Annotated in this window: 12 protein-coding genes; 6 read left to right on the top strand and 6 right to left on the bottom strand. The window is 44.8% G+C overall.

Annotated features, from left to right (window positions below):
* Nucleotides 1–24: 24 nt before the first annotated feature.
* The 5 genes from ACED42_RS05500 (at nt 25) to ACED42_RS05480 (ending at nt 8,612) form a co-directional block, all read left to right on the top strand.
* The gene (locus ACED42_RS05500) at nt 25–1,746 is read left to right on the top strand and encodes a glycoside hydrolase family 9 protein (protein ID WP_135382804.1); all 1,722 of its coding nucleotides are present in this window, start codon (nt 25–27) and stop codon (nt 1,744–1,746) included.
* A 2-nt stretch (nt 1,747–1,748) separates the two neighbouring features.
* On the top strand, nt 1,749–2,633 hold the full coding sequence (locus tag ACED42_RS05495) for an N-acetylglucosamine kinase (RefSeq protein WP_017103857.1): 885 nt from the start codon (nt 1,749–1,751) through the stop codon (nt 2,631–2,633).
* A 12-nt stretch (nt 2,634–2,645) separates the two neighbouring features.
* A complete protein-coding gene (locus ACED42_RS05490) occupies nt 2,646–4,592 on the top strand; it encodes a beta-N-acetylhexosaminidase (RefSeq protein WP_371701754.1) in 1,947 nt (648 codons plus the stop codon).
* 127 nt (nt 4,593–4,719) lie between these two features.
* Complete coding sequence (locus ACED42_RS05485) at nt 4,720–7,125, top strand: GH36-type glycosyl hydrolase domain-containing protein (RefSeq protein WP_371701752.1); 2,406 nt, start codon at nt 4,720–4,722, stop codon at nt 7,123–7,125.
* A 74-nt stretch (nt 7,126–7,199) separates the two neighbouring features.
* Nucleotides 7,200–8,612, top strand: coding sequence for a phosphoglucomutase/phosphomannomutase family protein (locus ACED42_RS05480; protein WP_371701750.1), 1,413 nt, complete (start codon nt 7,200–7,202; stop codon nt 8,610–8,612).
* 157 nt (nt 8,613–8,769) lie between these two features.
* Here ACED42_RS05480 and ACED42_RS05475 read toward each other — a convergent pair whose 3' ends face one another.
* The 6 genes from ACED42_RS05475 to ACED42_RS05450 form a co-directional block, all read right to left on the bottom strand.
* Nucleotides 8,770–9,798 (bottom strand): ABC transporter ATP-binding protein, encoded by a 1,029-nt coding sequence (locus ACED42_RS05475; RefSeq protein WP_009847571.1) that lies wholly within the window; start codon nt 9,796–9,798, stop codon nt 8,770–8,772.
* Nucleotides 9,798–11,423 carry an iron ABC transporter permease gene (locus ACED42_RS05470; protein WP_012604720.1) on the bottom strand — a complete coding sequence of 542 codons (1,626 nt, stop codon included), beginning with the start codon at nt 11,421–11,423 and terminating at the stop codon, nt 9,798–9,800. The genes ACED42_RS05475 and ACED42_RS05470 overlap by 1 nt, the downstream gene beginning before the upstream one ends.
* A 243-nt stretch (nt 11,424–11,666) precedes the next feature.
* Nucleotides 11,667–12,683 carry a Fe(3+) ABC transporter substrate-binding protein gene (locus tag ACED42_RS05465; RefSeq protein WP_371701748.1) on the bottom strand — a complete coding sequence of 339 codons (1,017 nt, stop codon included), beginning with the start codon at nt 12,681–12,683 and terminating at the stop codon, nt 11,667–11,669.
* Nucleotides 12,684–12,847: 164 nt separating this feature from the next.
* A complete protein-coding gene (locus ACED42_RS05460) occupies nt 12,848–14,077 on the bottom strand; it encodes an ammonium transporter (RefSeq protein WP_017097325.1) in 1,230 nt (409 codons plus the stop codon).
* A 27-nt stretch (nt 14,078–14,104) separates the two neighbouring features.
* Entirely contained in the window at nt 14,105–14,443 is a 339-nt protein-coding gene (gene glnK / locus ACED42_RS05455) for a P-II family nitrogen regulator (RefSeq protein ID WP_004738200.1), read from the bottom strand.
* 226 nt (nt 14,444–14,669) lie between these two features.
* Nucleotides 14,670–15,038: a YacL family protein gene (locus ACED42_RS05450; RefSeq protein ID WP_029223087.1), complete on the bottom strand. Its 369-nt coding sequence runs from the start codon at nt 15,036–15,038 to the stop codon at nt 14,670–14,672.
* A gap of 77 nt (nt 15,039–15,115) precedes the next feature.
* Here ACED42_RS05450 and ACED42_RS05445 point away from each other — a divergent pair, with 77 nt between their 5' ends.
* Nucleotides 15,116–15,244, top strand: coding sequence for a hypothetical protein (locus ACED42_RS05445; RefSeq protein ID WP_280136700.1), 129 nt, complete (start codon nt 15,116–15,118; stop codon nt 15,242–15,244).
* Nucleotides 15,245–15,248: the final 4 nt, after the last annotated feature.

Raw genomic sequence — 15,248 nt, 5'->3', positions numbered from 1 at the left:
AACTAGGACTGTCGGAGAATATTGATGCTGTTATTGACCAACCATATTGGCTACGAATCCACGGCTCCAAAGCAGGCTATTCTGCAAACGAAGAAAGCTCGCTTATCAAGTACGACTGCACTTTTGGTGTGTGCCGACAACCATATCACTGTCGGAAGTTTTGATGTGGTTAAACAAGGCCGCGTAGCAAATTGGCATCAAGGGCAATTCTTCACTATCGATTTCAGTTCAGTCACTGGATCTGGTCGCTACTACCTACGCTTTGACAATCTGCGCTCTGAAGTATTTGAGATTGGTAGCAACCTATTAATGAACCACACATTTTCTGATGTGCTTCATTACTTTAAGTCACAACGCTGTGGCGGTAGTTTCGACAAAAAAGATCGACAAGCACAAATTATGGGCACTGACAGATACGTCGATGTCCACGGTGGATGGTATGACGCATCAGGTGATGTAAGTAAGTATTTTAGCCACCTATCTTATGGTAACTACCTTAACCCACAACAAATTCCAATGGTCGTTTGGAACATGCTAAAAAGCGTGCGCTTGACTAGCAATAACTCAGACTTTCCTAAATTCTCTATGACTCGTTTAGTGGAAGAAGCCCTATTCGGTGCCGATTTCTTAGTGCGTATGCAAGACGCTGACGGATACTTTTACATGACGGTATTCGACAAGTGGAGTAAAGACATCAATCAACGTGACATCTGCGCATACGCCACTCAAGAAGGTAACAAATCAACGGACTTGCAAGCGGGCTACCGACAAGGTGCAGGTGTTGCTATCGCCGCATTAGCTGCTGCATCTGAACTTGAAACCTCGGGCAGTTACTCGAGCCAAACTTATCTTGAAACTGCCGTTAGCGGTTATTGGCACCTAAAAGAACATAACCTGCAGTACCTAAACGATGGCGAAGAAAACATCATCGATGAATATTGTGCCCTACTCGCTGCCAATGAACTGTACCGAGTAACAGAGGACGATCAATACCTATTAGAAGCAAGAACTTGGGCTAGTCGCTTGATCGCACGTCAGCAATCTGATGATTCAGTTAAGCACTTTTGGTCAGCTAATGCTGATGGCTCTCGCCCCTATTTCCATGCAGCTGAAGCTGGCCTTCCTGTAATTGCTCTGTGCGAGTACATCGATAATGAAACTGACACTGAGTTGAAAGAACAAGCACGTGTGGTTGTTGAGCAAGCTTGTCAGTTCGAAATCAACATTACCGACAAAGTCATCAACCCATTTGGCTACCCAAGACAATACGTAAAATCTGTCGATGGTGATAAACGTGATGCCTTCTTCGTCGCTCAACAAAACGAAACTGGCTACTGGTGGCAAGGCGAAAACGCGCGTCTTGGCTCAATTGCGACCATGGCGTACTTAGTTCAACCACACATTCAAAATGCCGATCTTCAAAAGCGCTTAATCCAACTGTCACAAAACAGCCTTGATTGGATTTTAGGATTGAATCCTTACCACATGTGCATGCTTGATGGCCACGGTCATAACAACCCAGACTACCTACCACAGCTTGGTTTTTTCAATGCCAAGGGCGGGATCTGCAATGGCATTACGGCAGGGTTCGAAGACGAACAAGACATCGCATTCAACCCACCAGCACAGAAAGGCGACATGCTTCAAAACTGGCGATGGGGTGAACAATGGATCCCTCATGGAGCGTGGTATTTGCTAGCAACGGCTGCGCAATTCAACTTCCTAGCACAAAGTAAGGAGCAATAATCATGACGCTTTACTACGTAGGTATTGATGGTGGCGGTACATCTTGCCGTGCTCGCATTCGTGATGACCAAGGCAAACTCATTGGTGAAGCGAAAAGTGGCAGTGCCAACATCCTTTTGGGTGTCGATGTTGCAATGAGTTCAATTGTTGATGCGATTACTAAAGCCGCACAACAAGGGCAACTCAACTCTAACGATTTTTCTAATATGCATGTTGGTTTGGCGCTAGCTGGTGCTGAACAGAAGTCAGCATGGCTCGACTTCATGGCACAAGCACACCCTTTCGCAAGTATGACACTCAATACAGACGCCTATGGTGCATGTATTGGTGCACATAATGGCCAAGACGGCGCGATCATGATTGGTGGTACAGGTTCATGTGGTATCTACCTAAACAACGGCGAACAACACGTGGTTGGTGGTCGTGAATTTCCAATTTCTGACCAAGGCGGCGGCGCAGTGATGGGCCTTCGTTTAATTCAGCAAGTTCTACTCGCTGAAGATGGCATTCGTAACAAAACCCCACTGACTCAACATGTTATGAATCATTTCAATAATGATGTTGATGCGATCGTGGCATGGTCAAAAGGCGCGATTCCAAAGGATTACGGTCAATTCTCACCCGTCATTTTTCAACTGGCAAATGAAGGCGATGAACTGGCTATAGAGATGCTTAAGCAGACTGCAGCCGATATCGAAATGTTTGTATTAGCGCTGCATCGAAAAGGCGCTGACAAGGTGTGCTTAATGGGAAGTATCGCTGAGCGTATTCTCAACTGGCTATCACCACCAGTACAACAATGGATCGTTAAACCTCAATTTGACGCTATCGAAGGCGCATTGATGTTTGCCGGCAAGTCACAACACAACTTGTATCAACAGGCTTAGCAGGGAAGTTATATGAATTATCGCATCGACTTAGCTGTTCTTTCTGAACAAAAAAATAACTGCCGATTTGGCCTTACGGTACATAACTTAAGTGACCTCGACGTAAAAGATTGGTCTCTGCACTTTGCATTTGATCGTTTCATCCTTCCAGAGAGTTTATCGCAAGGAGAGCTGACTCAAGTTGGCAGCTTTTGCTCGTTCAAACCAAGTTCTTCAGTATTAAAGGCCAACAACCATTACTACCTTGAATTCAGTATTCAAAGCGCCCCATTCCGCTTCTATTCTGATGGCCTTAACGATGCCTTTATCCAGTCACATCATGATGGAGAAACATCGGTACTGCCTGTCGCGATATCACCCATAGTACTGGCTTCGCCATACCGTGAACGCAATCAAATACCTGAAGTTAACGCTTCTGAGATAGCATTGATTCCTCAACCAAATCAGATCGAACTCAAGCAAGGTAGTTTCGCGCTAAGCTGTGGATGCAAGATTGAGGTTCAATCTCACCTTGCAGATAAAGCCGTCTCTTGGTTGCAGCAAGAATTACTTTCTACCTTTGAACTGTCGATTTCGAATGAGCTTCCAACTGAACTTTCAAAAGACGAAAGCGGCGACATTCTATTTCGCAGCAATCCAACATTAGACGAAGCAGAATACAAACTCCGCATTACTGAACAACAAATAATTGTTGAATCAGGTAGCCAGTCTGGGTTTACACACGCCGTGGCAAGTCTGATTCAATTGATTCAACAACTGGATGCCGAAAATTTTTCTATTCCATGCTGCAAAATCGCCGATCACCCTCGCTTTAAGTACCGAGGCATGATGTTGGACTGCGCGCGTCACTTCCACTCAGTAGAGCAAGTGAAGCGTTTAATCAATCAACTGGCGCACTACAAGTTCAACGTATTTCATTGGCACCTAACTGACGATGAAGGTTGGAGAATTGAGATTAAGAGCCTGCCTCAGCTGACTGAAATCGGCGCTTGGCGCGGTCCTGATCATGCATTAGAACCGCAATACACCCACCTTGCGGATAACTATGGCGGCTTCTACACGCAGCAACAGATTCGTGAAGTCATTGAATACGCAGAGCAACGCAGCATCACGGTGATCCCAGAGATCGATATCCCAGGACACTGTCGCGCCGCAATAAAGTCGCTGCCTGACATGCTGGTAGAGCAAGCCGACACTACTCAATACAAGAGTATTCAGCACTACAACGACAATGTACTAAATCCAGGCTTGCCAGGTACTTATCAGTTCCTAGATGCTGTGATTGAAGAAGTCGCAGAACTTTTCCCTAGCGAATTGATTCACATGGGCGCAGATGAAGTACCACCGGGCGTGTGGACCAACAGCCCTGCCGCTCAAGCACTGATGAAAGAGCACCAGTATCAAGACAGCAAAGACCTACAAGGCCACCTATTCCGCTATGCCGAGAACAAACTCAAACAACTTGGTAAGCGCATGGTGGGCTGGGAAGAAGCACAGCACGGCGACAAGGTGAGCAAAGAGACCATCATCTATTCATGGCTCAGTGAAGAAGCCGCTATCAATTGTGCTCGCCAAGGCTTTGATGTGGTGCTGCAACCAGCACAGTTTACCTATCTCGACATGACCCAAGATTATGCACCGGAAGAACCGGGCGTAGATTGGGCTGCCGTTATCCCCTTAGAACAAGCTTATACCTACGAAGCCCTCGCTGAGATATCCGACACCGATCCAATTCGTAAGCGGATCCGCGGAATTCAGAGTGCTCTATGGTGTGAGATCGTTACCAATCAAAAGCGCATGGATTACATGGTATTTCCAAGAATTAGCGCTTTAGCTGAAGGATGTTGGACACATAAAAACAACCGAAACTGGCTAGATTACCTATCTCGCCTAAAGGGCCACCTGCCATTACTCGACAGACTCAATGTTGATTATCGCAACCCTTGGAAAGCTCAATAAAACGAAACCAAAGCACACTCAAGTCGAGTACTTGCTTCCCCTGATTAAGGTGCTCAGTCAGATTCGACTCAGCATCACTATTTAAAAATTAGCTGCATAGATGCAGTTTGTTAAAAAGGAAATGACAATGAAATACGGCTATTTCGATAACGACAATCGCGAATACGTCATCACTCGCCCTGATGTACCAGCACCTTGGACCAATTACCTAGGTACTGAAAAGTTTTGTACCGTAATTTCGCACAATGCGGGCGGTTACTCGTTCTACAATTCTCCGGAATACAACCGTGTTACTAAATTCCGTCCAAACGGCACCTTCGACCGTCCAGGACACTATGTTTACCTGCGTGATGATGAGACGGGCGATTACTGGTCTATCTCTTGGCAGCCTGTGGCAAAGAGCCTAGATGAAGCGAACTACGAAGTACGCCATGGCCTGTCATACTCTAAGTTCAAGTGTGAATACAGCGGTATTACCGCAACTAAAACGCTATTCGTTCCTAAGGGTGAAGATGCAGAAGTTTGGGACGTCGTGCTGAAGAACAACACTGACAAGCCAAGAACCATCAGCACTTTCTCATTTGTTGAGTTCTCTTTCAGCCACATCCAATCTGATAACCAGAACCATCAGATGTCTCTGTACTCTGCAGGCACGTCTTACCAAGAAGGTGTTCTGAAGTACGACCTGTACTACAACACTAACGACTTTGAAGGCTTCTACTACCTAGCTTCAACTTTCTCACCAGACAGCTACGATGGCCAACGTGACAACTTCCTAGGCATGTACCGTGATGAAGCAAATCCAATTGCGGTTGAAAACGGTAAGTGTTCTAACAGCGCTCAAACCTGTTACAACCACTGTGGTTCTCTGCACAAGCAATTTACGATTCAACCGGGTGAAGAAGTTCGCTTTGCTTATGTACTCGGTATCGGTAAAGGCAACGGTGAACGCCTACGTGAGAAATACCAAGATACAGCAAACGTCGATGCCGCTTTCCAAGGTATCAAAGATCACTGGGACGAGCGTTGCAACAAATTCCAAGTTAAGTCGCCAAACGAAGGCTTAGACACCATGATCAACACGTGGACGCTATATCAAGCGGAAACCTGTGTGGTTTGGTCTCGCTTTGCTTCATTCATTGAAGTTGGTGGCCGTACTGGCCTTGGCTACCGTGATACTGCGCAAGACGCCATCTCAGTACCTCATGCCAACCCACAAATGACCAAGAAACGTATTATCGACCTGCTTCGTGGCCAAGTGAAAGCCGGCTACGGTCTACACCTATTCGATCCAGACTGGTTTGATCCAGAGAAAGCAGACGTTGAGCCATCGAAATCACCAACGGTTGTTCCAACGCCTTCAGACGACGATAAGATCCACGGCATTGAAGACACCTGTTCTGATGATCACTTATGGATCGTTCCAACCATCATCAAATATGTAATGGAAACAGGTGAACACGACTTCTTTGATGAAGTAATTCCATACGCAGACGGTGGCGAAGCGACAGTTTACGAACACATGAAAGCGGCACTGAACTTTTCTGCAGAATACGTGGGGCAAACAGGTATCTGTAAGGGCCTTCGTGCAGACTGGAATGACTGTTTGAACCTTGGTGGTGGTGAATCTTCAATGGTTTCATTCCTGCACTTCTGGGCTCTACAAGAATTCCTAGACCTGGCTAAGTTCCGTAATAACGATGCTGACGTTACTAAATACACAGAAATGGCCGCGAACGTACGTGAAGCCTGTGAAACACACCTATGGGATGACGAAGGTGGCTGGTACATCCGTGGTCTAACAAAAAATGGCGACAAGATCGGTACCGCTCAACAAGCTGAAGGTCGTGTACACCTAGAGTCGAACACGCTAGCGGTTCTATCTGGCGCGGTTTCTCAAGAGCGTGGCGAGAAAGCGATGAACGCTGTTGATGAGAACCTATTCTCTGAATACGGCTTGCACCTAAATTCTCCTTCATTCGCAACACCAAACGATGATATCGGCTTTGTGACTCGCGTTTATCAAGGCGTAAAAGAGAATGGCGCAATCTTCTCTCACCCGAACCCATGGGCTTGGGTAGCAGAAGCGAAGCTAGGTCGTGGTGACCGTGCTATGAAGTTCTACGACGCACTGAACCCGTACAACCAAAACGACATGATTGAAACGCGTTATGCAGAACCCTACTCGTACGTGCAGTTCATCATGGGTAAAGACCACCAAGACCACGGCCGTGCAAACCACCCTTGGTTAACAGGTACGTCGGGTTGGGCTTACTTTGCGGTAACCAACTTCATTCTTGGTGTTCGCACAGGCTTTGAAGGCTTAACGATTGATCCTTGTATCCCGACTGACTGGCCAGAGTTCGAGGTAACTCGTCAATGGCGTGGTGCGACTTACAACATCACAGTGCAAAACCCGAATGCAGTAAGCAAAGGGGTTACCTCTATCACTATCAACGGTGAGTCAGTTGAAGGTGCAATCCCAGTACAAGCAGAAGGCAGCGTGAACGACGTTGTCGTTGTTCTAGGCTAGTCACTTAATTTAACGAACAGCTCTTGCCTCAAGTCTTTATCGACTTGAGGCAATGAGACTAAAAGGATTTTCTAATGATTAAATTTGGTACAGGTGGCTGGCGCGCTTTCATTGGTGAAGAGTTCACCAGAGACAATGTTCGCCTTGTAGCGCAAGCGCTCGCTAACATCATCAATAATGAAGATGCAGCCAAGAATGGCTTCGTTATCGGCTATGACCGTCGCTTCCTTTCAGATAAAGCGGCATGCTGGTTTGCAGAAGTACTTGCGGCGAACAACATCAAAGTAAGCTTCATTGATAAGTTCGTTCCAACACCTATCGTGATGTTCCAAGCGAAAGAGATGGGCTGCACCTACTCGGCATGTATTACCGCTTCTCACAACCCCGCTGATTACAATGGTATTAAGGTGTTCATTGAAGGCGGCCGCGATGCCGATGAGATCATCACAGAGAAGATCGAACAGCAAATCGCAACCCTAACCAACGAAGATGTTATTCGTGTCGATTTCGAACAAGCGTTGAATGACAAAGAGATCGAAATCATCAACCCGATGAACGCCTTTGTTGATTCCATCATTAATGCCATCGATATTGAATCGATCAAGAAAGCGAACCTACGCGTACTGATCGACCCAATGTTTGGTGTGGCGAAAAACGCTCTGCAAACGGTTCTTATCAACGGTCGCTGTGATGTCGACGTCATCAACGATGGCAAAAACCCAGATTTTGGTGGCTTAATGCCGTCGCCAAACGCTGCAACGCTCTATCGCTTGAAGCACTTAGTTGCTGCAGAAGGCTATGACATTGGTATTGGTACTGATGGCGATGCAGACCGTTTGGGGATCATCGATGAGAAAGGTCACTTCATTCATCCTAACGAAGTACTACTCCTACTTTACTACTACTTGCTGGAATACAAAGGCTGGAAGGGCTCTGTCGTTCGTAACATCGCAACCACACACCTACTCGACAAAGTGGCGGCGGATCACGGCGAGAAGAGCTTTGAGGTTCCGGTAGGCTTTAAACATATTAGCTCGCAAATGGAAGCAGATGATTCACTGATTGGTGGTGAAAGTTCGGGAGGTTTAACCATTCGAGGTCATATCAAAGGTAAGGATGGCGTATTTGCTTCAAGCTTACTGGTTGAGATGATCAGTGTAACAGGTAAAAAATTATCTGAGTTACTTGATGAAATCTACTCTAAGTATGGCTATGCCTACACGGCAGAAGGAGATTGCCAGTTTAAGCCTTCAGAGAAAGAAGCGCTCTACACCAAGATTTACGTAGAGAAACAACTGCCTGAATTTGAATACGAAATTGAAAAAGTTAGCTATGAAGATGGTGCCAAGGTGTACTTCAAGAATGGCGGCTGGGTGATCGCTCGTTTCTCAGGAACAGAGCCGTTACTACGAATCTTCGCAGAAATGGAAGATAAAGACACTGCAGAACGTGTTCTTCAAAAAGTGAAAGACTTCCTCTCTCTATAGACTTATAGAGTGCAGCAGTTTTGAATGGGACTTAACAAACCACTGCCTTGTTAAAGCCTATAGGTGAAGAACTCTTGCCCAGTACTCTGTATCAAAGTGCTGGGCTTTTTTACGAATGCATTTTACTTTTCGGCAGAACGATACTTACTGCGTATCATTAAAACGCCAACACACCTTTGGTATCTACTTTGACGGTGACTGGCATACCAACACCTAGAGCCTCAGAAGACGTTGCTAACAGTTTCTGACCGTTAGCTTCAATCACATAGCGACAGTGGTCGCCCATAAATTGTTGTTCCAACACTGACAGGTTACTGTCGACATCATGACTCGCCACTATATGCTGTGGTCTTAGTAACAACGCACATTCCGCTCCCACTTCGATCTGAGTTTGTGCTTTCGCTTCTATCAGACCCAAGCTCGTTTCAAATTCATTATCTGAAATACGCTTTGCATTCAAGTAGCTACCACCACCTAAGAAATCAGCAACAAACTTACTCGATGGGTGGAAGTACAACTCAGATGCAGAACCATATTGCTCAATCACACCATGGTTCATTACCGCCATTTTATCTGAAAAAGCGAATGCTTCTTCACGGCTGTGCGTTACAAAAATAGCAGTAACACCCTGCTTTTTAAATATTTTACGAATCTGAGAGATCAACTCATGGCGAACTTGAGTATCAATATTTGAGAAGGGTTCATCCAATAACAATAAGTCCGGCTTGTACGCTAAAGAACGAGCAATCGCTACGCGCTGCTGTTGACCACCAGAAAGTTGATGTGGGTATCGGTCACCGAATTCATCTAAGTGAACTAGCTCCAACATCTCTTGAACTTTCTCTTTCTTTTGCTGTTCAGAAAGACCTTTGAGGCCAAAGCAGATATTCTGGTTTACCGTCAAGTGCGGAAACAGGGCGTAATCTTGAAAGATCATTCCGATGTTTCTCTGCTCAGGTGGTAACCAGTTGTCTCCATCGTCGATGGTTTGACAGTTCAAGCTCATGACACCACTACTCAATGGAAGCAAACCGGCAATCGCTTTAAGCAGCGTAGTCTTACCACAACCACTGGCACCAAGCAGACAAACAATTTCACCATGCTCAACTTCTAAAGAAAGAGATTCCAAAATAGTTTGGGACTCGTACTTACAAGTCAGATCTTTAATTGATAATGCACAACTCATTAGTGTTTCTGCTCCAAGGAACGGTTTACGATAATCAGAGGAATTAAACCCACTAACACCAATAATACAGCAGGCATCGCCGCCAACTCTAGGTGCTCATCTGAGGCATAGTTATAAACATAAGTCGCCAATGTTTCGAAATTGAAAGGGCGTAGCAGTAGTGCCGCATTTAACTCTTTCATTGATTCGATAAACACCAATAATCCGGCGATCAATGCGCCTCGTTTAATCAAAGGTAAATGAACACGACGTAACATCTGGTTGGTATTGCAGCCCATTGTTTTAGATGCCATATCCAATGAAGGAGAAACTTTACTCAAGCTACTTTCAATGCTGCCAATTGCAACCGCTGAAAAACGCACGACCATGGCAAAGATAAGTGCAAACATAGAACCAGAGAAGATCAAACCTGGTCCTGTCCATTCCATCACTTTTGCAATGTCGTTGACTAAATGATCCATAAACAAAACTGGGACCATCACACCAATGGCTAACACGGTGCCTGGAACGGCATAGCCCATAGAAGCGATACGCATATAAGCCTGATTTTTCTTACTTGGGCTAACACGTTGATTGAAGTTCACAATCAAAGCAATAACGACACCAATAATTGCAGCAACTACCGAAACATAAAGGCTATTAACGGCATACTCTCTAAATTCAGGGGTCCAGCTTTGAGCAAAATATTTGTAGGCATAAATCATTAACTGGGCAAGAGGGAATAAGAATGCGACACACACCAACCCCCAACACCAAAACAATGCTAACCACTTCTTCCAACCGGAAAGGTCGTAACGAAAATCTTCACGACTACTGAATTGATTCTGGAATAATTTCTGTTTGCGACGGCTGTATCGCTCTGAACTCAATAGTAGGATCACAATAATCAGCATAATCGCCGATATTTTCGCAGCAGCCGTTAAGCTTGAGTAACCTAACCAAGTATCGTAAACCGCAGTCGTTAAGGTATTGACAGCAAAGTAACTTACGGTACCAAAGTCACCAATGGTTTCCATTGCAACCAGTGATAGACCGACCGCCATTGATGGACGAACAAGCGGCAAGGAAATACGACGAAAGCTTTCCCAAGGTGAACACTTTAACAACCGAGCGGATTGCAATAAGGAGACATTTTGCTCCATAAAAGCCGCGCGGCATAGCAAATAAACATAGGGGTAGAGAACAAGTGACAGAACAATAATAGCTCCGAACAAGGTTCTAATGTCTGGGAACCAGTACTCTCCGGGCCCCCAGCCTGTTAAATCTCGTAGCAGAATTTGAACCGGACCAGCAAAGTCGAACCAATCGGTAAAGATATACCCGACAATATAGCCTGGCATTGCTAATGGCAGCACTAACGCCCACTGTAAAACGCGTTCTCCTGGAACACGGCACATTGCCATAATCCAAGCTGACGGAATACCAAAAGCCAAAGACAGGAATAAGGTTCCTATGACTAAAACCACCGTATTATAAGTATAGGTGGGCATTACTGTGGACATAAGATGAGAAAATAGCTCATCAGTTTCTCCAACAGCAGTCGTAAAAATCGCTAAAATCGGTAAAACCAGCAATACAGCAATGATGCAGCTACTGGTGTTCCATAAATAATTCTTTTCTTTCATCGCCTAACTACAACGAGGCTTAATGAAACACAAATGCATTTGCAAATACATCTCATATCCTTTTAATGGGGGGTTATTTATACCCATATACTGTAATGACTTCAAGGTGAGATGCTCATAACTCTGGGGATTAACGGGGAGCTTTGTATCAAAAAGTGATTTTCCAAAACAAAACAACCCCAAGTTACCGAAATGGCGACTTGAGGCTGTCATTTTACTTGGGCCGAAGCCTACAGTAAAAAATTATAGATCGAACTTAACTTCGTCTAGTAGCTTGATTGCAGCTGCGTGGTGGTCAGCAATCTGGTCTAGAGAAATTGTATCAGCTTTGAATTCACCCCAAGAAGCAACAAGCTCTGAAGGTTTAACATCAGCTTTAACTGGGTATTCGTAGTTCACTTCTGCGTACATGCCTTGCGCCACGTCACCAGATAGGAATTCCATTAGCTTAACCGCGTTCTCTTTATTTGGAGAGAATTTAGCCATTGCCATACCAGAGATATTTACGTGAGTACCTGTTGTCTCTTGGTTAGGGAAGTTAAGGGAAACAGCGTCAGCCCAAGCTTTTTGCTCTTTATCGTTAACCATCTTACCTAGGTAGTAGCTATTACCAAGAGAAACGTCACATAGACCTTCTTTGATCGCTTTAACTTGTGCACGGTCATTACCTTGAGGCTTACGTGCTAGGTTTGCTTTTACGCCTTCTAGCCATTCTTTCGTTTCAGCTTCACCTTTGTGAGCAATCATCGAAGATACTAGAGAAACGTTGTATGGGTGCTTACCACTACGTGTACAGATTTTACCTTTGAATTCTGGCTTAGCTAGATCAGCGTAAGTGAAATCTTCACCTAGACGACCAACACGGTCACGAGAAGAGTAAACGCTACGTGTACGAGTTGTTAGAGCGAACCACTCGTTAGCTGTGTCTTGGTACTGAGCTGGGATATTCTTTTCTAGAACATCACTTTCTACAGCTTGAACTAAACCTTTTTCAGTTAGCTCAGATAGACGGCTGATATCAACAGTTAATACCACATCAGCTGGGCTGTATTCGCCCTCTTGAGCTAGCTTCTCTGCTAAACCTTTCTTAGCAAACTTAACATTCACCTCGATGCCTGTCTCTTTTGTGAACTCATCAAACATAGGTTCAACAAGGAAAGGTTGACGGTAAGAGTATACGTTTACTTCTTCAGCAGCGATTGCAGCCGTTGGTGCGATTGCGCTACATGCTAGAGCTGAAAGAGTTAGCAATTTTTTCATTGGTAAAGTCCTTTATATCGAAATGATAATCTATATCAGTTGCGTTATTATATTTATTAAAATATTAATTTCAATGATAGAGCACAAAAAAACCTGCTCATGAGAGCAGGTTTCAAGTGGGTAATATGTAAATATTTGTAAATTATGGATTAATACATAATGTTCTATTTTACAGACACAAACTCTGGATAGGCGCCGACACCACAATCGTGCATGTCCATACCTTCAAGTTCTTCATCTTCAGTTACTCGGATACCGATTGTTGCTTTAAGCACTGCCCATACCGCTAGGCTAGCACCGAATACCCATGCAAAGATTACTGCTGCACCCAATAGTTGAGCACCAAACGTTGCATCAGCATTGCTTAGTGGCACAGCCATTAGACCGAAGAAACCACACACACCGTGTACCGATATAGCACCTACTGGATCATCAATCTTAGCTTTGTCTAGAGCGATGATGCTGAATACAACCAATGCACCAGATACCGAACCAATCGCTACAGCAAATAAAGGTGATGGTGATAAAGGATCTGCAGTGATTGCTACTAGGCCAGCTAACGCGCCGTTAAGAATCATTGTTAGGTCAGCTTTACCCCAAGTCGTTTTACATACTAGTAGTGCTGCGATAGCACCTGCTGCTGCTGCTGCGTTGGTGTTAAGGAAGATTTGGCCAACCGCTGTCGCGTTCTCAAAGTCAGAAACCATAAGTTGAGAACCACCGTTGAAACCGAACCAACCAAACCAAAGGATAAATGTACCTAGCGTTGCCAGTGGCATGTTTGAACCAGGAATCGGGTAGATCTCACCGTTCTTACCATATTTACCTTTACGGGCCCCCAGCAGAAGCACACCCGCTAAGGCTGCTGAAGCACCAGCCATATGTACGATACCTGAACCAGCAAAGTCACTGAAACCGGCTTCTGATAGAAAACCACCGCCCCAAGTCCAGTAACCTTCCATTGGGTAGATGAATGCTGTTAGCACGACAGAGAAGATAAGGAATGACCAAAGTTTCATTCGCTCAGCAACCGCGCCAGATACCACAGACATTGCTGTTGCAACGAAAACGACTTGGAAGAAGAAGTCTGATTCTAATGAGTGGTCTGCACCTTCGCCTTGAGTACCAATCAGAGTACCAAATGACGGTAACCAGCCACCTTCGCCGTTATCGACATACATAATGTTGTAACCAACGACTAAGAAAGTCGTACAAGCAATCGCGTACAAACAAATGTTCTTAGTTAAAATTTCGGTGGTGTTCTTCGAACGAACTAGACCAGCTTCAAGCATTGCGAAGCCTGCAGCCATCCACATGACCAACGCACCTGAGATGAGGAAGAAAAAAGTGTCTAGTGCGTAACGTAGTTCCGTTACTGTTGTTGTAAGTTCCATATTAAAGTCTCCAGTCCTTGTAATTCTTTAAAGTGCTTCAGCATCCATTTCACCAGTACGAATTCGTACGGCTTGGCTTAGGTCATACACAAAAATTTTGCCATCGCCGATTTTTCCGGTGTGCGCCGCTTGGCTAATCGCTTCAACAACTCGGTCAACATTTTCAGCTTGGGTTGCAATCTCTAGCTTTACCTTGGGTAGGAAGTCCACCTGGTACTCTGCACCACGATACAATTCAGTGTGCCCCTTCTGACGACCAAAGCCTTTCACTTCAGAAACCGTCATACCTTCAATACCCACATCAGAGAGCGCTTCGCGTACATCGTCTAATTTGAATGGCTTTACAATGGCATTTATTAATTTCATATTCTTTCCTTAAATTCTTCACTTAATCCGTTAATACTCTTATTACAATCCAAGTAGCGTGCCAGAAATTTAACTTGTTGATTTTAAATAAAATAGAAACAATACCGTTTTAGAAACGAAAAAGGCCGCACCAATGTGGTGCGGCCTTTTCATTATCTTAATGCGTTGCACTGTCGTTGCTCTAGTTTTGGGCAACGAAACTTTCACGATGCAAAATCATTAGCAACTAGTAACCTAAAAAATCAATCCAACGTTCGATGAGCAACTCGAAATCGTCAATTCCACAGCTTGCTTCGCTTTCACAATTATAGAAATCGAACTCACTGCCCTCTTCCATCTCTTGTTCGTGCCCTAGCACATTTTCTTGAATCGTTACGTCGTCTTCGTTGATCGCTAGGCTGATCTCTTTGCCTAGTAGCGTCACTTCATTGCTCAGATCTTGTCGAGATTGCTCAATCAACGCCATCACATGATCCAGTTTCTGCTTATCTTTCCCGATCTCTTCTTGAAGCCAGCGGCCAACAATTTCATGACCCATGCTGCACTTTACATAGTACTCGCCCATTAAAGTGTTTCGTGTAAATTCAAATTCCATAAAGGCTCCGCGCACTAATGACAGATAGGGTAAAAAATGAGGCGAGAGTATATAGCGAAGTCTATTGGAGATCGAGCTTGATTCATTCAACATCAAACGAACTATTAGAACGCAGAAACAAAAACGCCTTCTCACAAAGAGAAGGCGTTGTATTAGCAGCGAGTATTTTACTGCAACGCAGTAAGCACTTTATCGCACTCCATTAACCGC

This window comes from Vibrio sp. FF145 (assembly GCF_041439075.1).
GTDB lineage: Bacteria > Pseudomonadota > Gammaproteobacteria > Enterobacterales > Vibrionaceae > Vibrio > Vibrio tasmaniensis_A.
This window is presented reverse-complemented; position numbering and strand designations above follow the sequence as displayed.

Excerpts from the sequence above, each read along its gene's own strand:
- ACED42_RS05470 (WP_012604720.1), bottom strand. The coding sequence starts at position 11,423 with ATGAAAGAAAAGAATTATTTATGGAACACCAGTAGCTGCATCATTGCT.
- glnK (WP_004738200.1), bottom strand. The coding sequence starts at position 14,443 with ATGAAATTAATAAATGCCATTGTAAAGCCATTCAAATTAGACGATGTA.
- ACED42_RS05475 (WP_009847571.1), bottom strand. The coding sequence starts at position 9,798 with ATGAGTTGTGCATTATCAATTAAAGATCTGACTTGTAAGTACGAGTCC.
- ACED42_RS05460 (WP_017097325.1), bottom strand. The coding sequence starts at position 14,077 with ATGGAACTTACAACAACAGTAACGGAACTACGTTACGCACTAGACACT.
- ACED42_RS05480 (WP_371701750.1), top strand. The coding sequence starts at position 7,200 with ATGATTAAATTTGGTACAGGTGGCTGGCGCGCTTTCATTGGTGAAGAG.
- ACED42_RS05450 (WP_029223087.1), bottom strand. The coding sequence starts at position 15,038 with ATGGAATTTGAATTTACACGAAACACTTTAATGGGCGAGTACTATGTA.
- ACED42_RS05490 (WP_371701754.1), top strand. The coding sequence starts at position 2,646 with ATGAATTATCGCATCGACTTAGCTGTTCTTTCTGAACAAAAAAATAAC.
- ACED42_RS05485 (WP_371701752.1), top strand. The coding sequence starts at position 4,720 with ATGAAATACGGCTATTTCGATAACGACAATCGCGAATACGTCATCACT.
- ACED42_RS05465 (WP_371701748.1), bottom strand. The coding sequence starts at position 12,683 with ATGAAAAAATTGCTAACTCTTTCAGCTCTAGCATGTAGCGCAATCGCA.
- ACED42_RS05495 (WP_017103857.1), top strand. The coding sequence starts at position 1,749 with ATGACGCTTTACTACGTAGGTATTGATGGTGGCGGTACATCTTGCCGT.
- ACED42_RS05500 (WP_135382804.1), top strand. The coding sequence starts at position 25 with ATGCTGTTATTGACCAACCATATTGGCTACGAATCCACGGCTCCAAAG.